The organism is Acidaminobacter sp., assembly GCF_030247605.1.
Lineage (GTDB): Bacteria > Bacillota > Clostridia > Peptostreptococcales > Acidaminobacteraceae > Acidaminobacter.
In genome coordinates this window covers 1-22,358 of record NZ_JAOTSB010000042.1, presented here as the reverse complement: position 1 = coordinate 22,358, position 22,358 = coordinate 1, and the positions used below count along the sequence as shown (strand labels likewise).

21 protein-coding genes, 1 pseudogene and 1 riboswitch are annotated in these 22,358 nt (G+C 49.2%); of the genes and pseudogenes, 21 read left to right on the top strand and 1 reads right to left on the bottom strand.

The features are described 5' to 3' along the window. Positions 1-189: 189 nt before the first annotated feature. The 20 genes and pseudogenes from OEL90_RS14020 (at position 190) to OEL90_RS13930 (ending at position 17,652) form a co-directional block, all read left to right on the top strand. Positions 190-429, top strand: coding sequence for an AtpZ/AtpI family protein (locus tag OEL90_RS14020; protein ID WP_291400312.1), 240 nt, complete (start codon positions 190-192; stop codon positions 427-429). Positions 430-434: 5 nt separating this feature from the next. Continuing rightward, positions 435-842 carry an ATP synthase subunit I gene (locus OEL90_RS14015; RefSeq protein ID WP_291400310.1) on the top strand — a complete coding sequence of 136 codons (408 nt, stop codon included), beginning with the start codon at positions 435-437 and terminating at the stop codon, positions 840-842. 2 nt (positions 843-844) lie between these two features. Then, a complete protein-coding gene (gene atpB, locus OEL90_RS14010; RefSeq protein WP_308207484.1) occupies positions 845-1,546 on the top strand; it encodes a F0F1 ATP synthase subunit A in 702 nt (233 codons plus the stop codon). Between the two features lie 35 nt (positions 1,547-1,581). Beyond that, positions 1,582-1,842, top strand: a pseudogene (locus tag OEL90_RS15240) (ATP synthase Fo subunit C); the annotation flags it as partial. Positions 1,843-1,851: 9 nt separating this feature from the next. After that, positions 1,852-2,385: an ATP synthase F0 subunit C gene (gene atpE, locus OEL90_RS14005; protein WP_414635025.1), complete on the top strand. Its 534-nt coding sequence runs from the start codon at positions 1,852-1,854 to the stop codon at positions 2,383-2,385. A 50-nt stretch (positions 2,386-2,435) separates the two neighbouring features. Further along, positions 2,436-2,696 (top strand): ATP synthase F0 subunit C, encoded by a 261-nt coding sequence (gene atpE, locus OEL90_RS14000; RefSeq protein ID WP_291400306.1) that lies wholly within the window; start codon positions 2,436-2,438, stop codon positions 2,694-2,696. 47 nt (positions 2,697-2,743) lie between these two features. Continuing rightward, positions 2,744-3,277 carry a F0F1 ATP synthase subunit B gene (atpF, locus tag OEL90_RS13995; RefSeq protein WP_300689545.1) on the top strand — a complete coding sequence of 178 codons (534 nt, stop codon included), beginning with the start codon at positions 2,744-2,746 and terminating at the stop codon, positions 3,275-3,277. Continuing rightward, positions 3,265-3,807 (top strand): ATP synthase F1 subunit delta, encoded by a 543-nt coding sequence (atpH, locus tag OEL90_RS13990; protein ID WP_291400302.1) that lies wholly within the window; start codon positions 3,265-3,267, stop codon positions 3,805-3,807. The genes atpF and atpH overlap by 13 nt, the downstream gene beginning before the upstream one ends. A gap of 35 nt (positions 3,808-3,842) precedes the next feature. Further along, a complete protein-coding gene (atpA, locus tag OEL90_RS13985; RefSeq protein ID WP_291400300.1) occupies positions 3,843-5,372 on the top strand; it encodes a F0F1 ATP synthase subunit alpha in 1,530 nt (509 codons plus the stop codon). 40 nt (positions 5,373-5,412) lie between these two features. After that, positions 5,413-6,282, top strand: a complete 870-nt coding sequence (gene atpG / locus OEL90_RS13980; protein ID WP_291400360.1) for an ATP synthase F1 subunit gamma — start codon at positions 5,413-5,415, stop codon at positions 6,280-6,282. 46 nt (positions 6,283-6,328) lie between these two features. Further along, a complete protein-coding gene (atpD, locus tag OEL90_RS13975; protein ID WP_291400298.1) occupies positions 6,329-7,714 on the top strand; it encodes a F0F1 ATP synthase subunit beta in 1,386 nt (461 codons plus the stop codon). Positions 7,715-7,747: 33 nt separating this feature from the next. Further along, positions 7,748-8,158, top strand: a complete 411-nt coding sequence (atpC, locus tag OEL90_RS13970; RefSeq protein ID WP_291400296.1) for an ATP synthase F1 subunit epsilon — start codon at positions 7,748-7,750, stop codon at positions 8,156-8,158. Positions 8,159-8,527: 369 nt separating this feature from the next. Beyond that, positions 8,528-9,784 (top strand): UDP-N-acetylglucosamine 1-carboxyvinyltransferase, encoded by a 1,257-nt coding sequence (murA, locus tag OEL90_RS13965; protein ID WP_291400294.1) that lies wholly within the window; start codon positions 8,528-8,530, stop codon positions 9,782-9,784. Between the two features lie 78 nt (positions 9,785-9,862). Next, complete coding sequence (locus OEL90_RS13960; protein WP_291400293.1) at positions 9,863-10,882, top strand: rod shape-determining protein; 1,020 nt, start codon at positions 9,863-9,865, stop codon at positions 10,880-10,882. 109 nt (positions 10,883-10,991) lie between these two features. After that, on the top strand, positions 10,992-12,035 hold the full coding sequence (locus OEL90_RS13955) for a PhzF family phenazine biosynthesis protein (protein WP_291400290.1): 1,044 nt from the start codon (positions 10,992-10,994) through the stop codon (positions 12,033-12,035). A 24-nt stretch (positions 12,036-12,059) separates the two neighbouring features. Then, on the top strand, positions 12,060-12,497 hold the full coding sequence (gene fabZ, locus OEL90_RS13950; RefSeq protein ID WP_291400288.1) for a 3-hydroxyacyl-ACP dehydratase FabZ: 438 nt from the start codon (positions 12,060-12,062) through the stop codon (positions 12,495-12,497). Positions 12,498-12,576: 79 nt separating this feature from the next. After that, positions 12,577-13,791 carry a patatin-like phospholipase family protein gene (locus OEL90_RS13945; RefSeq protein ID WP_291400286.1) on the top strand — a complete coding sequence of 405 codons (1,215 nt, stop codon included), beginning with the start codon at positions 12,577-12,579 and terminating at the stop codon, positions 13,789-13,791. Positions 13,792-13,810: 19 nt separating this feature from the next. After that, complete coding sequence (locus OEL90_RS13940; protein ID WP_291400284.1) at positions 13,811-15,499, top strand: phospho-sugar mutase; 1,689 nt, start codon at positions 13,811-13,813, stop codon at positions 15,497-15,499. A 19-nt stretch (positions 15,500-15,518) separates the two neighbouring features. Beyond that, on the top strand, positions 15,519-16,670 hold the full coding sequence (locus OEL90_RS13935; RefSeq protein ID WP_291400282.1) for a hypothetical protein: 1,152 nt from the start codon (positions 15,519-15,521) through the stop codon (positions 16,668-16,670). Positions 16,671-16,737: 67 nt separating this feature from the next. Beyond that, complete coding sequence (locus tag OEL90_RS13930; protein ID WP_291400280.1) at positions 16,738-17,652, top strand: AEC family transporter; 915 nt, start codon at positions 16,738-16,740, stop codon at positions 17,650-17,652. Between the two features lie 74 nt (positions 17,653-17,726). On the opposite strand, the gene OEL90_RS13925 is transcribed toward OEL90_RS13930, so the two are convergent. Further along, on the bottom strand, positions 17,727-20,561 hold the full coding sequence (locus tag OEL90_RS13925; protein WP_291400278.1) for a phosphodiester glycosidase family protein: 2,835 nt from the start codon (positions 20,559-20,561) through the stop codon (positions 17,727-17,729). A 154-nt stretch (positions 20,562-20,715) separates the two neighbouring features. Next, positions 20,716-20,868: riboswitch (SAM riboswitch) on the top strand. A gap of 164 nt (positions 20,869-21,032) precedes the next feature. Between OEL90_RS13925 and metK the strand changes: the two genes are divergently transcribed. Then, positions 21,033-22,220 (top strand): methionine adenosyltransferase, encoded by a 1,188-nt coding sequence (metK, locus tag OEL90_RS13920; protein ID WP_291400275.1) that lies wholly within the window; start codon positions 21,033-21,035, stop codon positions 22,218-22,220. The last annotated feature ends 138 nt before the right edge of the window (positions 22,221-22,358 follow it).

Sequence of the window (22,358 nt, the reverse complement as noted above, 5' to 3'; positions counted from 1 at the left end):
GTATTGTAAATTATAAACGAAAATATTAATAATATACGTTTTTTTGTAGACAAAAAAACATTTATACGGCTAAATTATTACATATAATGGTAATCTCGCGATTACTTTACTATCCACATCCGGAGAAAAATATGGTATTCTTAGGATGGCCTTACTTGCACCTAAATGAAGATTGAGAGCGGATTTAAGATGTCAAAGCAAAGTTATAAAATGTATGAGAACCTCGCGTTGTTGTCCCAGATCGCACTCATGATGATCACGCCAATCTTTGGCGGCGTCTTGTTGGGACGCTACCTGGATGATAAGGTGGGGACCAACGGTATTTTTTTGCTTGTTTTCACATTGATTGGTACAATGACGGCGTTTATGGAGCTGTTCAAGCTGGCCATGAGGAAGACAAAAGACCATCCCCCTAACAAAAGGAAGTGACGCCAGTGCAAAATCACAGGGCCTTGCTGAAAGCAGTGACACTGAGATCTTTGATGCTTTCAGCAGTGTTTGCCATCATTTTTTTGATTCTTTTCCGAAGCGGCGCGCCACCCTATCTATTAGGCCTTGTTTTCGGCAGCTTTCTGGGGATCCTGAATTTCAGACAGCTTGGAGCGACCATTGAAAAAGCGGTTGCCATGCCGCCGGCAAAAGCTCAGTCCTATGTCACAGTTCACTATTTTATCCGTTTTTCACTGGTTGCGGTCGCCATATTGGTTTCCATCCTCTCTGAGCAGATTCAGGTTCTGGGTACGGTGGCAGGCCTTTTGACCGTAAAACTGGTCATTTATATGACACAGTTGTTATCAGCAAGTTCAAAATCAATGAACATTTCGAAAAGAAAGGAGGAATAGAAGTGGGTACTGAAGGATTTGGACCACGGATTGTAGAATTGCCCTTTGGCCTTCAAGTCACTGAAACAGTGACAGTCACCTGGTGGATCATGGCAGGCATTATATTGCTGGCTTGGCTCGCTACCAGAAATTTGCAGATGGTGCCAGGGAAACGTCAGATCGTCGTTGAAACCATTGTGAAAATGATCAACAATCTGACCAAACAGACCATGGGGGAAAAGAACATCAAGTTCGCTCCGTATATTGGTACGCTGATGATCTTTCTGGCTGTGGCAAACCTGGCCGGATTGCTGGGATTAAGGCCGCCAACCGCGGATATCAACACAACACTGGCACTGGCTTTAATCACGTTTTTCATGATCCACAGCTTCGGCATCAGGACAAAAGGCATTGGAAAATACGTCAAAGGCTTCTTTGAACCGTTTTTCCTGTTGTTCCCAATCAACATGCTGGGTGAACTGGCGACACCGATCTCTCTGTCGTTCCGTCTCTTCGGCAACATCGTCGGCGGCTTGATTATCATGAGTCTTCTCTACGGCGCATTGGGCGGCTTTTCATCTGCCTTGCTCAGCCTGAACATTCCGGTTCTGGCAGTTGGCGTCCCCGCAGTGTTTCACATTTATTTTGACCTCTTCTCGGGGCTGCTGCAGTCGTTCATTTTCACCATGCTGACTATGGTTTACGTCTCCATGGCTATGGATTAAATTAATTGAACCAGTTCAAGAAATGAGGTGAAAAAGTGGAACTACCCAATCTGTTATATGATTTCATAAACTGGTTGCTGACTTTTGAGCGAGACGCACTGATCTTGGGCGCTTCGGCAATAGGAATAGGCTTTGCCATGATCGCCGGTATTGGTCCGGGAGTCGGTCAGGGTTATGCAGCGGGAAAAGCCGCAGAAGCGGTCGGGGATAACCTCAAGAATAGCAAGCAGATCACCATGATCATGCTTTTGGGTGCGGCAGTCGCTGAAACAAGCGGTATCCTTGCACTCGTCATCGGCTTGATTATGCTGTTTGGAAATCCGTTTATTACAATGCAGGGTGACACGTTCATTATTATGGGCTCTGCCATTGGTGCCGGGTTAACCATGATCGCGGGCATAGGTCCCGGTATCGGTCAGGGCATGGCAGCCGGCAAAGCTGCTGAGGCAGTAGGCAGAAGTCCAAGAAACAACCGGCACATCACCATGGTCATGCTGCTGGGTCAAGCGGTTGCGCAGACATCCGGCATCCTCGCTTTGGTTATAGCTCTGATCCTGATGTACGGCAATCCTATGGTCACTATGGACGGCAGTATCTATGTTCTGACAGCCTCAGCCATAGGCGCAGGCATCTCCATGATCACCGGCATTGGACCTGGCATTGGACAGGGCTATGCAGCCGGAAAAGGTGCGGAAGCCGTTGGAAAACGACCAAAGCACAAGGCACTCATCATCAGAACTATGCTGCTGGGACAAGCTGTTGCACAAACAACAGGCATCTACGCGCTGATCATATCGCTTGTCCTGATGTTCGCAAATCCGTTACTTGCATTAGTGTAAGACTGAGACATTATAAAATCATATTTGAGGACTAGAGGAGGAAAAAACACATGATTACAGGTAAAGAACTTATCTTGGCATGTTCTGCAATTGGCGCGGGTCTCGCAATGATCGCAGGTATAGGACCTGGTATCGGCCAGGGCTACGCAGCAGGTAAAGGCGCAGAGAGCGTCGGTCGCCAGCCTGAAGCACAGGGTGACATTACGAGAACTATGCTCCTTGGCGCGGCTGTCGCAGAAACAACAGGTATCTACGGTCTCATTATCGCTCTGATTCTTCTCTTTGCGAATCCGTTGATCAAACTGATCTAGTAAAAACAGGGCCAGTTGTGAAAATCCGCAAAAAGGAGGCAGAATAAATGAATGTGTATGTACTCGCTTCCGAATTGAGAATGGGTCTTGTCGCAATTGACTGGATGTTGGCAGTTCAGATTGCCAACACTCTGATTTTGTTCCTGGTGCTTCGCAAAATCCTCTTCAAGCCGGTTACGGCATTTATGGAGAAACGCGAAAACGAGGTCAAGAGCCAGTTTGATGCAGCAGCACTCAAAAAGAAGGAAGCAGATCAATTGATTCCAGAGTATTCTCACAAGATCAGAAATGCTGAGGATGAAGGCAAAGAGATTGTCAGATCAGCTGTTCAGCGCGCTGACAAGCGTACAGCCGAGATCCTCAAGGAAGCAGAACACAAAGCTACAGAAATAAAAGAATCCACCCAGAAAGAAATCGAGCAGGAAAAGGTCAAAGCGATCAATACGCTCAAGAATGACATCGCAGACATGGCGATCCTTGCCGCTTCCAAAGTCATTCACAAAGACATTGACGGCGACCAGCACAAAGTTCTGATCGATCAGTTCATTCAGGAGGTAGGGGATACAGCATGGCACAACTAGTCGCGAAAGCCTATGCGGAAGCGCTGATGGAAGCCGCGGCAGAACTTGGCCAGATGGACGAAGTCAGACGCGATCTCGGGTTGATCGCCGACACGTTGGCTGAAAACCCAGACTTCAAAGAACTGTTTGAAACGCCATCACTTGGCGAGATGCAGAAGAAGTCTGCCATGGAGGCAGTGTTCGCGGAGAACGTCTCCAAGGATGTGTTGAATTTCATTAAGGTCCTGATCGACAAGGGACGGGAAAGTGAGCTCAAAGACATCCGTAAGCTGTTTGACACCATGGTGGATGAACGCGAAGGTCTTGTAAAAGGCCGGGCTAGAACTTCGGTCAAAATGACAGAACAGCAGATACAAATCCTTGAAGAGAAATTGTCAAAATTGGCCGGCATGAAAGTATCTCTGGTCAATATTGTGGATGACACTATCATCGGCGGCGTCGTCCTTGAAATTGGAGACAAAATGATTGATGGTTCCGTGCGCAAAAAATTGGCTCAAATCAAGGAAGATCTGCGGCAAGTAGTCGTTTAGAGCTTTCTAAATGAGAATTGGGAGTGATAAGGAAGATGAATCTGAGACCTGAAGAAATCAGTTCTGTGATCAAATCACAGATATTAAAATATGAATCCAAGCTTCAAGTCGAAGATACCGGTACCGTATTACAGGTCGGCGACGGCATCGCCAGAGTCCATGGACTTGAAAAGTGCATGGCAGGCGAGCTCCTCGAGTTCCCCGGCGACGTATACGGCATGGTATTGAACCTTGAGGAAGACAGTGTTGGTGCGGTTCTGTTCGGCTCCGACACCTTTATCCGAGAGGGCGACTTAGTAAAAAGAACAGAGCGCATAGTTGAAGTCCCAACAGGTGACAGTCTGCTTGGCCGCGTTGTCAACGCTCTCGGCCAGCCTATTGATGGCAAAGGGCCAATCATTTCTGAGAAATTCCGTCCTATCGAAAGTCCTGCACCTGGCGTTATCGCGAGAAAATCAGTCCATCAGCCGCTCCAGACTGGCATTAAAGCGATTGACTCCATGATTCCAATTGGCAGAGGCCAGCGTGAGCTGATCATCGGAGACCGTCAGACAGGTAAAACGACTATAGCTATTGACACGATCATCAACCAAAAGAAAGAAAATGTTATCTGTATCTACGTTGCCATAGGCCAGAAGAACTCAACCGTGGCACAGCTGGTCAAAACGCTCGAAGACAATGATGCCATGAAGTATACCATCATAGTCGCAGCATCGGCGTCTGAACCGGCACCGCTTCAGTACATTGCGCCATACGCAGGCTGCGCAATGGGCGAGACCTTCATGCATGAGGGCAAGGACGTCCTGATCATTTATGATGACCTTTCCAAGCATGCGGTTGCCTACCGCGCCATGTCCCTGCTGCTCCGCAGACCACCAGGACGCGAAGCTTACCCTGGCGACGTCTTTTACATCCACTCAAGACTCCTCGAGCGCGCTGCAAAGCTCAACGATTCTTTGGGCGGCGGCTCTTTGACAGCGCTTCCTATTATCGAAACTCAAGCAGGCGACGTTTCGGCTTATATCCCTACCAACGTTATTTCAATTACGGATGGTCAGATCTTCCTGGAGTCAGAGCTCTTCTTCTCAGGACAGCGTCCGGCGGTTAACGCCGGCATCTCGGTTTCCCGCGTTGGTGGTGATGCCCAGATCAAGGCTATGAAGAAGGTCGCTTCCAAGATCAAGCTCGAGCTCGCTCAGTATCGTGAGCTTGCGGCGTTTGCCCAGTTTGGATCCGAGCTCGACAAAGAAACCAAGTCAACTCTGGACCACGGCGTCCGTCTCATGGAGATTCTCAAACAGAAGCAAAATGATACCATGTCCGTTGAAGACCAGATCATGATCATTTACGCCGTCACGAATAAACACCTCATGGATATTCCGGTCGAGGCTGTCAAAAAGTTCGAGAAAGAATTCCTTGAGTATATGAGAGATCACCGTCCTGAAATCGGTGCGGCCATCCGCTCGACAAAAGAGCTCAAAGATGACGTCGTCGCAGGGCTCGAAGAAGCCATCAAGAACTTCAAGGCAGGATTTTCCTTCGAGGATCTCGATCAGGCTATCTGATCTGAAGACGTCACCTTAGGAGGGATCGATAGTGGCAGGAATGGGAACGCGCGACATAAAGCGCAAAATTAAAAGCGTCAACTCCACCATGCAGATCACGAAGGCCATGGAGCTGGTTTCCACTGCGAAGCTCAAGCGCTCCAGGGACCGGATGGATATTACGCGGCCCTACTTTGAAACCGTTCTTGAAACTGTCCAGGACCTCATGAAGACACAGAAAAAGGTCAAGCATGAGTTTCTGGATTACAGAGAAGTCAAGAACAGCATCTATGTCATAGTCACAGCGGACCGCGGACTGTGCGGAGGTTACAACAACAACGCCATGAAGCTGGTATTTGAGGATATTAAGGACAAATCCAGCGCGAAAATTATCACCATCGGCAAAAAATCCAGAGACAGCTTCACAAAGCGCGATTACAATGTAGTCCGCGAGTATGTCTATATTTCAGAAAATCCGCAATATTCGGATGCCCAGGAAATGGCCAAATATCTTTTGAAGCTGTATTCCCAGGAAGAAGTCGATGAAATCAAGCTCGTCTACACGCGTTTCATCAGCACGATTTCCCAGCAGGCGACCATGCTCAAGCTTTTGCCGATGGTCATGGAAGCCAAAGTTGAGGAAGTAAAGGTTGAGGAAGAGGGCGACGACGAGAGCTACATGGTCTACGAGCCATCGCCGGAAACGGTACTGAGCTATGTGATTCCAAAGTACATCGAGAGCACCATCTATGGCGCACTTGTCGAGTCAGCGGCAGCAGAACAGGCTGCGCGCCGCCTTGCAATGGAAAATGCGAATGACAACGCTGAGGATATCATCGACAGTTTGACGCTGTCGTTCAACCAGGCGCGTCAGGCGTCCATCACGCAGGAAATTTCTGAAATTGTCGGTGGTGCGGAAGCGCTCAAATAGGGCTTGTCCCTTAGGAACCAACTGATTGGAAGGGTGTGAAAGCTATATGGAGGGTAAAGTGGTACAGATCATCGGCCCGGTTCTCGATATTCAATTCGAGACGGAACATTTGCCGAAGATCTATGACGCGATTCGCGTCGAGTATAAAGATATCAAGCTGACGGCTGAGGTCGCCCAGCATATCGGTAACAACATTGCGCGCTGTGTCTCCATGTCCTCAACTGACGGACTGGTGCGCGGCGTAAAGGCGATCAACACTGGAGCGCCTATTACAGTGCCGGTTGGCAAGGTGACGCTGGGTCGTCTTCTGAATGTTCTCGGCGAAACAATCGACGAAAAAGGCGACATCGAAGGATCACCGGTGCTTCCTATTCACCGTGAAGCGCCGCCATTCGAAGAGCAAGTCACAAAGACTGAAATTCTCGAGACGGGCATCAAGGTCGTCGATCTCATCGCGCCGTACGCCAAAGGCGGAAAGATTGGACTCTTTGGCGGCGCCGGCGTCGGCAAGACGGTTCTGATTCAGGAGCTCATCAACAATATCGCTAAAGAGCACGGCGGCCTTTCGGTTTTTGCCGGCGTTGGCGAGCGTACCCGTGAAGGAAATGACCTCTATCACGAGATGATCGAATCCGGCGTTATCGACAAGACGACCATGGTCTTCGGTCAGATGAATGAGCCGCCTGGAGCGCGTATGCGCGTCGGACTTACCGGTCTGACTATGGCAGAGTACTTCCGGGATACGGAAGGTAAGGACGTTCTGCTGTTTATCGACAACATTTTCCGCTTTACACAAGCGGGTTCTGAAGTTTCCGCGCTCCTCGGCCGTATGCCGAGCGCCGTTGGCTATCAGCCAACCCTCGCAACGGACATGGGCGCCCTTCAGGAGCGCATCACGTCTACTAAAAAAGGCTCCATCACCTCTGTTCAGGCTGTCTATGTCCCGGCAGACGACTTGACAGACCCGGCGCCTGCAACGACCTTTACGCACCTTGATGCGACTACGGTTCTTTCAAGAAAGATCTCTGAGCTCGGCATCTACCCTGCGGTGGATCCGCTTGACTCCGTTTCCAGAATTCTGGCGCCGGAAACTGTCGGCGAAGAGCACTATAATGTCGCCCGTCGCGTTCAGGCAATTCTTCAACGTTACAAAGAGCTTCAGGATATCATCGCCATCCTCGGTATGGATGAACTTTCTGACGAGGACAAAACGGTAGTTGCGCGCGCGCGCCGCATTCAGCGCTTCCTCTCTCAGCCGTTCCACGTCGCTGAGCAGTTTACCGGCTTCGCTGGAAAATATGTTCCGGTCAAAGAAACGGTCAGAGGCTTCAAGGAAATCCTCGACGGTCTTCACGACGGACTTCCTGAGCAAGCGTTCCTGTATGTTGGTTCGATCGATGAGGCCGTTGAGAAGGCAAGAAGCCTTAAATAGCGCTTTATATCGATCTCCAGGAGGTGAGCCCAGGTGGCAACAAAATTTTTGCTTGAAATCGTGACGCCGGAAAAGACATTCTTCAATGGGGAAGTCGATATGGTGGTCCTCAGGACCACTGAAGGCGATATGGCGATTATGTATGACCACGAGCAGATGGTAGCGCCGGTCGCCATCGGTTCTGTCCGCGTGCGGATGCAAGGCGAGGAGAAGTTCAGGGACGCGGCATGCAGCGGCGGCTTCATAACTGTAACCTACGACAAGACAACGGTGGTCACGGATTCTGCTGAGTGGGCTGATGAAATTGATCTGAACAGGGCCAAAGCTGCTCAGCAGCGTGCGCAGAACCGTCTTGAACGACGCGACAGCGAGCTCGATTACGCGAGAGCAATTGATTCACTGACTCGAGCGACTAACCGGATCAGAGTGGCTGAAAAAAACTAACCTGAATAAGAAGCATTCACGCACTAAAGAACGATTCGCTAAAGCTGGGGTCAGCCGCGTAAAAAGCGCTGGCCCCAGCTTTGGCTTCATGTGCGGGGGTGCTTTTTAATTTGTACGGTTTTGTGTCTCTTTAATACTATAATCGTTCAATTAATTGGCAATTAAAGAATAAAATCTGTCCCGCGGTACTAAATAATCCCCTCGTGAACCTTTTATCTTTTTGCTTGGCGATTTTTGCGTTATAATGAAAGAGGTTGAACTTTCCTTCGTAATTGTATATAATGCAAGCGGTGAATTATGTCTGGGGCGACCTTATAAAAGCTTCAATTAATGTTGCGGATATTTGGCGATCGCGAGAGGAGGCCAATTTTGGCAAATATATTAGTGAATAAAAGCGGTCCTTTGAAAGGATGCGTCAAAATAAGTGGTGCAAAAAACGCAGTGCTGCCTATCATGGCGGCCACGCTGCTGGCAGATACACCTTGTGTACTTGAGGATGTGCCGCCGCTTAAAGATGTTGAAGTCATGAGTGATGTGCTCAGAGCCTTTGGCGCTGTTGTCAGCGGCATTCAGGACGGTATATTGGAAGTGAATACACCGGTCATTACACAGACGGAGGCTCCGTTTGATTTAGTTCAGAAAATGCGGGCGTCTTTTTTTGTCATGGGACCATTACTGGCTAGATGTGGCATTGCACGCATACCAATGCCTGGCGGCTGTGCAATAGGCGCCAGACCGGTGGATCTCCATCTGAAAGGCTTTGCAGCTCTCGGTGCTCATGTGGAGCACGGCGAAGGGTTTATTGAAGTACGGGCGGAGAAGCTGATTGGCAACAGTGTTTATCTGGACTTTCCAAGTGTAGGTGCAACTGAAAATATCATGATGGCAGCAAGCATGGCGACGGGAACGACTATTATCGAGAATGCTGCAGAAGAGCCTGAGATCATTGATTTGGCGAACTTTTTGAACAAGATGGGCGCAAAGGTTAAAGGCGCCGGTACGGATACTATTCGGATCCAGGGCGTTGAGCGGCTGGAAGGGGCACGTCACCAGGTGATTCCGGACCGCATCGAGGCCGGGACTTACATGGTCGCAGCTGCGATTACAAATGGGGATGTTATGGTTGAAAATGTCGTGCCGAGTCATCTCAAACCAATAATCGCCAAGCTGAAGGAAGCAGGGGTTGTCATTGAGGAGTTTGAAGACTCACTGAGGGTCATTGGTCAGGGTAAAATCAATTCGGTGGATGTCACGACGCTGCCATATCCAGGTTTTCCTACAGATATGCAGGCTCAGTTTATGGCGTTGATGGCTGCGGCATCAGATTCCTCTGTCATTATTGAAACTGTTTTTGAAAATCGTTTTATGCATGTCGCAGAGTTGAACCGTATGGGCGCGGACATCAAGATTGAAGGTCACAGCGCTGTCGTTACAGGTGTCAGAACGCTACATGGCACTAAGGTCATGGCAACAGATCTTAGGGCGGGTGCTGCCCTTATATTGGCCGGCTTAATTTCAGATGGGACTACTGAGATTGGAAACACTTATCATATTGACCGTGGCTATGTGGAGATAGAAAACAAACTCCGGCAGCTGGGTGCCAATATTTCGCGCGCAGACAGCTGACAAACAGATTTGGAATAGATATTTTGGCAGTCATTCTGCTGCTACCCATTGAAACGAAAAGACATTAGGAGGTCAGCTATGTTTGGATTAGGCACTGAAATTGGGATCGACCTGGGAACCGCCAGCGTTCTCGTTTTCATAAAAGGCAAAGGCATTGTGCTTCAGGAGCCCTCAGTGGTCGCAATTGACAGAGATACGGGCCGCGTACTTTCTGTAGGCTCAGAAGCAAGAAAGATGCTTGGCAGAACACCGGGCAATATCGTGGCAATTCGTCCGCTGAAGGACGGCGTCATTTCGGATTACGAAGTGACCGAAAAAATGCTGCGCCACTTCATCAATAAAACCTGTGGTCCACGCAGGTTCATCAAACCTAAGATCATAATCTGCGTGCCGAGCGGCGTTACAGAAGTCGAAAAGCGCGCTGTTATTGATGCGACCATTGAAGCGGGCGGCGGAAAAACCTTCCTGATTGAGGAACCAATAGCGGCAGCAGTCGGCGCAGGTCTGGACATTACAAAGCCGGATGGCAATATGATTATTGATATTGGTGGAGGTACCGCGGACATTGCGGTGATTTCACTTGGCGGGATTGTTGTCAGCAAATCCATAAAAGTTGCCGGCGACAAGTTTGATGAGGCGATTATCAAATACATGAGAAAAGCCCATAACTTATTGATTGGAGAGCGTACTGCCGAGGAACTTAAAATGGAGATCGGCACGGCTTCGCCGCGTCCAAAGCCTGTAACTATGGATTGCCGTGGCAGAGACTTGATTACAGGTCTTCCAAAAAATATTACTGTCAGCAGCGAAGAGATGCTCGAAGCACTTAGAGAGCCGGTCAACGCAATCAGTGATGCTGTCCACTCCGTACTTGAAAAGACACCGCCTGAGCTGGCGTCTGATATCAGCGCCAGAGGCATTGTCATGACGGGCGGCGGCTCATTGCTGCATGGATTGAACCGCATGCTCGAAAAGAGAACGGGCATTCCGACTTACGTGGCTGAGGATGCCATATCCTGTGTCGCCAAGGGAACCGGCATGTCTCTTGAACACATTGACGTGCTTGAGAAGAGCATGATGACGCACCGCCGGCGCTAGGGATTAACCGGTCGACAATAAAAGAATGGATGACGGCGCGTTGGAAAATTTCCCACGCGCCGTATTTTTAAAGTTGAAAACAAAGCGGCTATAGCAGGGGGCATTGACAATGAAGGTTCACGTGTATGAGATCCATGCCTTTACTGAAGGTGAAAAGGGCGGAAACGCGGCAGGTGTCGTGATTCAACCTGGAGTCTCCTCGCTGACAGAGGCGCAGATGCTTGACATTTCAGCCCGAATGGGTTTTTCCGAAACGGCATTTGTCATGGAGAGCGAGCTTGCAGACTATAAGGTGCGCTTTTTTACTCCGACAGAAGAAGTTGAACTGTGCGGGCACGCGACCATTGGAGCTTTTTGGCTTCTCGAGCACCTTGGATACTTAAAGGGAAGGCAAACGCTGGTTCAGGAAACAAAAGCGGGATTGCTTAGAATCAAAGTTTCTCCGGAAGAGATTCTGATGGAGCAAGCAGCACCTGACTTTGGACCTATCCTTGAACCAGAGGAGATTTTCTGGTCACTGGGTTTGTCAGAGGATCAACAGGCGCCGGGCCTTCCGGTTCAAATTGTTTCCACCGGATTAAAGGATATTCTGGTGCCTGTGAATAGTATTGATGCGTTGCGTTCGATTCAGCCCGACCTGGAGGAGATCAGAAAAATCAGCGAAGTCAATGGCGTCACAGGATATCATTGCTTCGCTCTGGCATCAGGACACGATTTGACCCAGGAGACTAGTCGTCCGGCGGTTACCGCGTGTTGCCGCAACTTCGCCCCATTGTTCGGCATTGCGGAGGAGTCGGCGACAGGAACATCCAACGGGGCTCTGGCTGCTTATTTAAGCGCCTATGGAGCGGTTAATGGCGACGCAAGCGCGTCTCTCCCAGCCTCCGGTACGGATGAATTTGACGCCAACAAAGAAGCCGCCAGTCCCGCTATGGGGGAAGCTATGAGCTTTGTGCAGGGCATGTGGATGGATCAGCCTTCAAGAATCAACGCCAGAGTTTTATGGATAGAGAAATCCGGCGAAACGCTGGACATGGACCCGATTTTTAACGAGGAGAATCCACAGGGAGAAATCCAGAAACAGACATGGATTCAGTCTGTCTGGGTTGGAGGTTCAGCAGCATTGTCAGGAGAAACAACACTTGAGATTTAGCCGGATTAGCTAAGGAGGTCAAACATGTTAAACAGTATAGAAATTCAAAAAATCATTCCTCACCGTTATCCATTTTTGCTAGTGGATCGAATTGAAAATTTTGAGCCTGGGAAAAGCGCGGTGGGTATAAAGTCAGTATCTGTAAATGAACCCTTTTTTCAAGGGCATTTTCCGGGGAATCCTATCATGCCGGGTGTGCTGATTGTTGAAGCCCTTGCTCAGGTCGGTGCGGTTGCGTTAATGAGTTTGGAAGAAAATAAAGGAAAACTTGCCGTTTTTGCGGGTATAGATGAGGTAAGGTTTAAACGTCAGGTTGTACCCGGAGATCAGCTCAGAATGGAAGTCGTGCTGCACGCGTTCCGCCGCGGCATTGGAAAAGGTGAGGCCATCGCCTATGTGGATGGTGAAATTGCGTGCAAAGGCATGCTTATGTTTGCTGTCATTGAGAATAAAGGACTTTAGTAAGAGCGTAAGGTCTTAGTTGAGCGCGGCTGAGCAACCAAGTCAGTTGCCTTTAAATCCCAGTATTGGAGGGATCGATTTGGCGGGTTTAGTACTCGAAGGCGGAGGTGCCAAGGGTTCCTATCATATGGGTACCTGGAAGGCGCTCAGAGAGTTGGGCATCGAAATTGACGGGGTTGCCGGAACTTCTATAGGCGCGATCAATGGTGCCTACATTCTTCAGGATGACTTTGAACTGGCATGGGAAATATGGTACAACATGAAGCCGTCTTTGGTTTTTAATGGCGACGAGAAACTCATGGACAAGATTATTCGCATGGATCTTGAAACGGAAGATTTAAATAAAATCAGAGCATCATTTAAGCGGTTCATCGCTGAAGGCGGTCTGGATATCACGCCTCTCAGACGGCTTTTAAAAAGTACGGTCCGGGAGGAGGTCATTCGAAGATCTCAAAAAGTCTTTGGCTTTGTGACCGTCTCGCTGACTGACTTCAAGCCTCTGGATGTCTATCTGTCGGAAGTGCCTGACGGCATGCTTGCAGAGTATCTGATGGCATCCGCCAATCTGCCGGTCTTTAAACTCGAACGCATTGACGGGAAGCTGTACATAGATGGCGGCTTCTACGACAACCTGCCGGTAAGGCTTCTTCAGCAAAAGGGCTTCAAAGAGATCATCTGTGTTGAGTCTCAGGGTCTGGGGCTGAAGCAAAAGTTCGACAGCGCGGGTCTTGAAATCACGCGTCTATATCCTTCCGGAGATTTGGGAAGAACGCTGGAAGTGATTCCTGAAACCCTTCACCGCAATATGAAGATGGGGTATTTTGATACGCTGAAGCATTACAGAAAATACAAAGGCAGTCAATATTACGTGGATCAATTGCGTGATAATTTTTACTACATAGAGCGATTTTCTCAGATGGATGAAGCGGTCATAGGCAAACTTGCCGAGCTGCTTGGAATCAAGGATAAGAGTCCTCAGAGGCTTTTATTTGAGGATCTCATTCCTAAGCTCTGTGAACTGCTGAAGCTTGATGCATCAGCTTCCTATGCTGAGATTGCCCTGTCTTTGATGGAGTATGGCGCCGAGAAAGTCGGGATCGACCGCTTTCGAATCATCAGTGATGTTGCGTTGTCAAAAGAGGTCCTTTCCAGTGAGCCTCTGATTCAGGTAGAAGACCGGAAAAAAATTCCGGGCTGGCTGCCTGATGTTTTGAAGAGCAACGGGTTATATTTAAATACCATCAGGGACCAACTGCTCGCTACGGTTCTTGAGGAACTGCTGAAAACAACATGACATTTAGGAGGGGATCAACATGGACGTTCAAAAAGTGTACCAGCATTGGTTAGACAGCCCTTATGTGGATGAGGACACACGTCTGGAGCTTATGGCTCTAAAAGACAATGCCAAGGAAATTGAGGAACGCTTTTATAAAGACCTGGAATTTGGTACAGGCGGCATGCGGGGCATCATAGGCGCAGGGACAAACCGAATGAATCGCTATGTGATTCGAAAAGCCTCCCAGGGATTTGCCAAGTATATACTCGAACGGGGTGCAAGACCAGAGCCCGCTATAGTTATAGCCTATGATACGCGCAGATTTTCCAAAGTGTTTGCTTTGGAGGCTGCTTTGGTTATGGCCGGCAACGGCATTAAAGCCTATGTTTATGAAGGTGTTCGAACGACGCCGGAGCTTTCCTTTGCCGTTCGCCATCTGAATGCATCCGCAGGCATTGTCATCACCGCCAGCCACAATCCTCCTGAGTACAATGGCTACAAAGTCTACGGGGAGGATGGCTGCCAGCTCGTGCCTGAAGAGGCGGACAAAGTCATTGAGGATGTTCTGGCGGTCAAATCCTTTGAAGATGTCTCTTATATGGAGGAGGCCGCTGCCAAAGCAAAAGGACTTCTTGAAATTGTGTCTGAATCCGTGGATCAGGCTTACATTGATGGTGTTGTCTCAAAAACCTGCACGCCTTCAATGTTTCAGAATCCGCCTGAAGGCTTTAAGGTAGTGTTCACACCGCTTCACGGGACTGGCGGACGGCCGGTTGTGAAAGCGCTGGAGGCGCTCAATTTCAAAGGATTGATCCCTGTCCTCGAGCAAATGGAAGAAGACAGCGATTTTACCACCATCAAGCTGCCAAATCCGGAAGAAATGGAAGCCTACGAGCGTGCTGTGGCTTATGCTGAACTTTATAGCGCTTCTGCGGCCATTGCCACGGACCCGGACTGCGACCGCGTGGGTGTCGTTGTCAGAGATGACCTGGGACATTACATTAAACTGACTGGCAATCAAACGGGCGGATTGCTTCTGGATTACATGATCTCTCAACTGCGTGAGCTTCCAAAGAATCCGGTTGTCCTGGATACAATCGTCACCTCGGATTTTGGCGCGGCTATAGCGAAGAAAAATGGCATTGAAGTGGTCAGCACCTTGACGGGCTTCAAATTTATAGGAGAAAAAATCCGCCAGTATGAAGATGGCTCAAAAACTTTCCTCTTTGGTTATGAAGAAAGCTATGGCTATTTGATTGGAACGGATGTCAGAGACAAGGATGCGGTTATTTCTACGGTCTGGATTATCGAAATGCTGATGTACTACTATAAACGCAAGCAATCTTTGCTGGATCGCCTTGAAGCGCTCTACAGAGAGTACGGATACCACTTTGAGACACTCGTAAACCTGAAGCGAGAGGGCAAGGACGGCATGGCGCAAATCGGCCAGATCATGGCAAATGCCAGAAATGACCGCATGGATGTCGTTGCCGGCCTCAAAACCATAAAAATAACTGACTTTGAAAATGACCCTACCGGCCTTCCGAAGTCAGATGTCGTCAAATATGAGCTCGAAGGCGGCACTTGGTTTGCCATTCGACCATCGGGCACAGAGCCAAAACTCAAAATCTATGTCTCGTCCGTGGCGACCTCCGGTGAAGAGGCGAAAACAAGGGCAGACGCGGTTGCAAAAGAGGTGCAGAGCCGGTTAGTGCCTGCTGTCTAACCGCATGAAAGGAAACGATATGGGAAAAGTAATAGAAGGGCGGTTTTCCCGCCCTTTTTCACAGCGAGCGGAGCTCATAGACGCACAAGCGACGGCGACCAGGCTTATGGGTGTTGTTGGCGTCGTCGCCCGCTGGCGGATTGATGGATCAAAAACCTTGTATCAGCTTTTGCATTTAGACTATGAGGATTACGGCATAGACGCTTATGATGAGTTTGACGCCATGGAAAAAGAGCGCATCGAGCAGCGGGTCCTGGAGATGACCGGAGGCCTTGGCGGCGCTTTTAAACCCATTACCTACGCGGAGTTCGCGTATCTCGTCGCTACGGCTCATGCGGTGGATCCGGAGTCGCCAAACGCTATCTATGATTTTCTGCCACAGTACAGTTTCATTTTGCAGGACTATGAGAAAAACGGACTGGGCAGAGAAGGCGCCATACAGCTTTTTGAACGTCTTGGTCCGTCTCCGGCCTCGGAATGTGAGCATCTTCATTATTATCTCATGAGACTCCATGGCCAGGATGCCGAGGGTATTCTGTACCTGGGGGATCTCGTCTTGGACGAGCGTTTGGACGGTCCGAAGTCGACACTTCTCAAAAATATTGTCAAAGAAGGGACCGAACCCGGGCATTTCCGCTGTGAAGCTCTGATTGAAAATGAAAATGGCTATTTTGTCCGCATTTTTGATCTTGTCTTTCATAACGAATTGCCAGATCATCCACACCGCTGGATTGGAAGCTGCGAGCTCAAGCACCAGCTGGCGGTATCCCCGGTGGAGGCGTCCTTCATGCTGCGCAAGACGGAATACATCACCCTATACAGCATACTTGACCCGGCGTTTATCACGGAGTTTGAGACGTCCATGCCAGAGCTCATGCCCAACAGTTACCTGGCGGGGGAGCTTTTCACGGAGTTCAATCAAGATAATGCTCATGTGTCGGAATGGATCTACTATTTGAATGGCGACGTCTTTGCCAATTATTTTGTGACAGAGTCCCACCAATTGCTGGTTGCGGCATTTGACCAGGAAACGCTGAAAACCATTGAAAAGCGTTTTGCCGATGGTCACCTTAGCCAGTACCTGTCCAAAGTGGGCGATTTTTCAGCAGATCAGCCGTTATTATACGATTTTATCAATAGCGGTCTGTCAGATTTCTTTGAATATCTGTAACCCTCCCAAGCAGTGATGGGGATGGAGGTGAGCCTGGTTACAGGTTTGCAGCTAAGGAGCGTTGCCAATGGTACTTCAGCAAGTCTTTGTCATATTTTTGCTCATAGTGATTGGCGCATTCGTCAAACGGCTTAAAGTCGTCACGGATGACGTGATCCGGGAAGTGGGAGGTTTGGTCCTCAATGTCACGCTGCCGGCGTTCTTGATTACGTCCATGAATATGGAGTTTTCCCCCTCCGTCCTGAAGAGCAGCGCTATGTTTTTAGTCATTTCTCTCTCAGTTTACGTGTTTGGCATTCTCATGGTCAAACCGGCGACTTGGCTTCTGAAAGTAGACGGCAAAGCCATGGATGTCTATGAGTACATAATTTTGTTCTCGAATTTTGGCTACATGGGATACCCGGTCATCAATCTGATTTATGGTTCACAGGGGGTCTTTTACGCGGCGATCTACAATCTGCCGTTTTCTTTTCTGGTGTGGACCCATGGCGTTCATGTGCTGAAGCGCCATACGGATTCAGCAAGTGTCCACTCGAAGAAGTTTCATGTCAATGCCAGTCTGGTTGCCATTGTGACCGGTTTTATCCTGTTTCTGATGTCGGTGGAGCTGCCGGCTCCAATATTTGATGCGCTGACTTTAGTGGGATCCATGACAACGCCGCTGTCTATGATGTTTATTGGATTTATTTTAGCGGACAGCGATTTCAAGCAACTGACCATGGACTGGAAGGTCTACGCCTTTTCCCTCCTGAGATTGCTGATCATGCCTATCTGCGTCTATTTTGTACTTATGACCATGGGCTTTGAGGGGCTGCTGCTCGGCGTCCCTGTGGTTATATCAGCAATGCCGGCTGCGGCTAATTCAGCCGTTATAGCGGCTCAGTACGGGAGCGATTATCAGCTTGCCAGCCGTGCTATCTTCATTTCCACACTGCTGTCGATCGCGACTATTCCGTTGTTCGTCGCGCTGCTCGCGGCATAACCTAGAATTTGCAAAAAAGATTACAGCCGTGAAACTGGTGGATTGCCAATTTCACGGCTGTGTTTTTTGTAAGGCTATTTCTTTAATGTTACTGTTCTGAGCTGATAAGTGATCGCGCCATCCTTCAGGTTGACAGCAACTGCCTTGGCTCCTGTTTTCAGGTCAAAGGTGCTGGAAGGTGTCAGTGACTGAACGTCGACGACGCTGGCGTATCGTGTCAGGCGTAGGTCAGGATCTTTGGAAGCGCCGCCGCTGAAAATCGTCGTGCGAATCCCCTTACTGTAGAGCTGCTCAAGCTTTTCGTAGAAGAGAGTCTCTTCAAGTTTATCTGAGAAGTCGAGGGTGGAGTTGGTGACGATCATAAGGGATTTCTCGCCGCTTCCGGCGATCATGGCATTAGTGCGCGCCAGGAAGGACTGCCATTGCTTGGCGTTCGATTTGATGATCGACTTGTTCTTGACATTCAGGGTGACAACGGCCACCTGATCAGAAATAAATTCACTGTAGCTGGAAGCCACAACCTCAGTACCCATGAGGTTGCCGAGCATAGAATCGACAGGACCTGCAAAATAGGTCTTGGAGGATCTGTTAAGCTGTGTTGCGGCGTTGACGTAGTTGAGATAGGTGGTATCCGTCTTAGACCCGGGAGTGCCGTTCAGAAGCGTACCTGCTTCAAAGCCACCATAGACTAGAAGTGTTGTGCCGCCGTTTGTATTGACTTTTTGAGACTCAAGTTTAGGCAGCTTATTTACGTCATCCGGGAGGTTGACTTCCAGGGCATTCTTCTTGATAGAGACCAGTTGGTCTATTACAATGACACCGCGATCTTTTCTCGCAGGGTTATCCTCAGCCACGTAAATGCGTTCCACTTTGACTGGCGCTTTTAAGTCGTTTGGATAAGCCGCTTCAACGAATTTCCAGCCTTCCCAGTTGATGCTCGGCGCGAGTTCAAGGTTGACTGCTTTGCCGTCAGCATCCACGAGCTTGACTTTTAGCATGTGCTCGTAGCCGTAGTTGCCAAAGACCCACAAGCCAAGCTTATCAGGGACTTCCGGAAGGGTGACGCCGGTTTCGCCCAGCATGACATAAGCAGCTCTGGTCGCTTCCGTTTTCGAGAAGTCAAAGATCAGCCGCCCGCCCATTGAGCCGTTCGGGCTGAATTTAAGCGGTACGAAGCTTCCTGTCACTTCCTGAGGATACCCAAGGAAGGTTGCCGATGGCTGCTCAAAGTCAAACAGAACCGTATGGGACTCGCCGACTGCAATTGGCAAATGCTTTTTGATGCCATTATATTCCACGGCAATCACGCCTTTACCTGGATTGACTCCCGCAGTGAAAGTACCGTCAGGATTCAATGCGATCAGTTGATCCGGAATGGTCCATGTCGCGAAATCTGTTGGCAGCTCAGCTTGATGCCCGGTCGCGTCAATGGCGAACAACTTGAAGTTTCCTGTTTCGCCAAGCTTCAACTGGAGTGAGGATGGCTTGATGATCAGGTCCACTGCGTCTTTATAGACCTCAATAGTCTTTGAAGCGGTCAAGCCGCCATAATTCGCAGTGATAACACCTTTGCCGGAAGAAGCAGGCACAAAGCCTTCCTCGGTAAAGCTGCCGTCAACGCCTGTCACCGACCAGCTGATTTGTGCCGGATCGATCTCGACCGGGCTTCGGTTGGCGTCAATACCTTTCAGAGACAGCTCAAGCGGCGCGTTGACAAAAATTCCGGACTGAGCGGCTTCCAACAGAATCAGATCCAATGTGCCGCCTTCAGCAGTGCTGATCACGCCAATGCCATTGTGTACCCTGCGCTCTGCGCCGTCAGAAGGGGTATTGACCACGTCGAGGTCAGTGGAGCCAACCGGACGGACGACCATAGTTGTAGAGCCGCCACCGTCGAGGTTGATAGCGTCATAAGCGCCAAGCTCTATTAGAAGCTGGGAGAGCTCGGGTTGATTCAAGCCTCTGAAATTATTGGTTCGGCCGTCAACCGTAAGCAGGATCAATTGTTGTTTATCCTTCGTGATCCCGGCTGCCGTTCTTGGATGTTGACCGGCGATATTCAACGTGTAGGTACTGACGGGTTTACCGTCCTTTACCATGACGGAGCCGCCGCCTATGGTGAAGTCAATATTTTTCAGTGAGTCGCTGTAGTCGATCTCCACCGTGTCACCAACACGGAAGTTGTCCCGCAGTTCCTTGATTTTAGTGCCTACAGCTGCGACGACAAAGGTGTTTTCAGTGAGCGGATAAGGGTTTCCGTTTTCCTGAAAGCCTCTGACAACACCGTTTTCGACATACATTTCAAGAATCGCGACATTGGCTGTTTTACCAAAGGATTTTGCTGCCCATTTAGAATCAAAGACGATGGCGCGGTCGTAATTCAGATAAGGCTTGTTGATGTAATTCAATGACATTGTGTAACTGCCATTTGAAAGGCTCATTTCATAGTCAGCCCAATAATCAATGAATGGGACGCCGTAATCTGTAATATTGAGTGCGGCAAAGCGAGTATCGCCATTTGGTGTCGTGACCAAGTCGCCCTCATCTACAATGGGACCAAGGGTCGAGCTTGTCGCCGGATCAAAAAAGTCAGCGTTGACAGAGCCGATGAGATTGTCATAAGATTTTGAGATGTTCGATAAACTGGCTTTTGCGGACAAAAGCGTCGGATAGATGGGTTTAACTTTGAGATTTGTGTTTTGCAGATCAACTTTCAGGACGTTGACGTTGACCCAGCCTCCATCCGTCAGGCGAAGCAGTTTTTCGTACTGCACACCGTTTGTAATGGTTTCGGTTGTTTTGTTCTGATAATAAAGCTGATAGTCAGCAAAAGCTGACGAGGTGATAAGTGACAGGGCAAGGGCGGCTGTAGCAAATTTACGCCCAATGCGGATAAATTGTGGTTGCATAGAATCACCTTCCCAAACCAATTATACTAAAATTCCCGGAGCGGCCTATTACAATGACCTTACGAAATGGTTACAAAGATAGGGAATAAAAAAATAGGTTGCTATCCAATAATGCCTGTGCTATAATTTCAATGGTCAAAAACAAATAATTGAATCCTTATTGAGAGTGGTGGAGGGAATAGGCCCAATGAAACCCGGCAACCGGTACGAACGGTGAAAGTATGCATTTCATATGCAAACCTTGCGCTTGTTCTGTAAAAAGGTGCTAAATCCTACAGTCGCGACTTGGACGGCTGAGAGATGAGGTGTGCTTAAGTAGTCTGAAGTGCCTCTTCTTTTCTGAAGGGGCTTTTTTATTTGCAAAGAGGCGGTTCTGAAAAGTGCTGCGCAGCTGAGACCATCGGCAGAGGCCTTTTGGGGTCCTGCATGAGACACTAACACAAATTGATGAAATTCAGGAGGCATGAAAAAGTGAAAAAAAGACTCTTTACTTCTGAGAGTGTGACAGAAGGACATCCGGATAAGATCTGCGACCAGATTTCTGACGGCATTCTTGACGCCATTCTCGCCAACGACCCCAAAGCGCGCGTCGCTTGTGAAACTGCTGTGACGACAGGACTGGTACTGGTTATGGGTGAAATTACGACGAGCTGCTATGTCGATATTCCGAAGACGGTACGGGACATTATCAAGGAAATTGGTTATACGCGCGCGAAGTACGGTTTTGACGCGGATACCTGCGCGGTGATCACTTCTATTGATGAGCAGTCCGCGGACATCGCAATGGGCGTGGATGACGCGCTTGAGCATCGCAGCGGCCAAATGGCTGACGAGATCGAAGCGATTGGTGCAGGGGACCAGGGTCTGATGTTCGGTTACGCCTGCAACGAAACCCCGGAGCTGATGCCGTTGCCTATCTCGTTGGCTCACAAGCTGGCGCGTCGTTTGACTGAGGTCCGTAAAAAGGGTGTCCTTGACTATCTCCGCCCGGATGGAAAAACCCAGGTAACGGTAGAATATCATGGGGATACACCGGTTAGAATTGATACCATTGTCATTTCGACCCAGCACAGCCCGGATGTTACCAGAGAGCAGATTGAGAAAGACCTGAAGCAGTATGTCATTGGCCATGTCGTGCCTGAAGCGCTGCTGGACGAAGAGACCAAATACTACATCAACCCTACCGGCCGCTTTGTCGTGGGCGGACCTCAGGGCGATTCCGGGTTAACGGGAAGAAAGATTATTGTCGACACCTACGGCGGGTATTCCCGTCATGGCGGCGGCGCATTCTCCGGGAAGGATCCTACGAAGGTTGACCGCTCTGCGACTTATGCTGCACGCTATGTTGCCAAGAATATTGTAGCAGCTGGACTTGCAGACAAGTGTGAAATTGAGCTTGCATACGCCATAGGCGTTGCAAGGCCGGTCTCTGTCCTCGTTGAGACCTTTGGAACCGGGAAAGTGGCTGAGGAGAAAATTCTTGAGCTGGTCAGCAAGCACTTTGACTTGCGTCCGGCAGCGATCATTCGCGACCTCGACCTGAGACGTCCGATCTTCCGTCAGGTTGCAGCCTATGGTCACTTTGGCCGGACGGATCTCGACGTACCTTGGGAGCGTACGGATAAAGCAGCAATTTTAAAGGAAGAAGCTTTTAAATAAGTCTTTAAATAAGACCTAGATTCTACGTGCAATCTACTCATATAACCCTTTAAGCAAGTATTTATAATCGTTAAGCCAAAACCATTCTTTCACCCAATGGGTGAAAGAAAATTGCAGCAAATTAACATCTATTTGTAT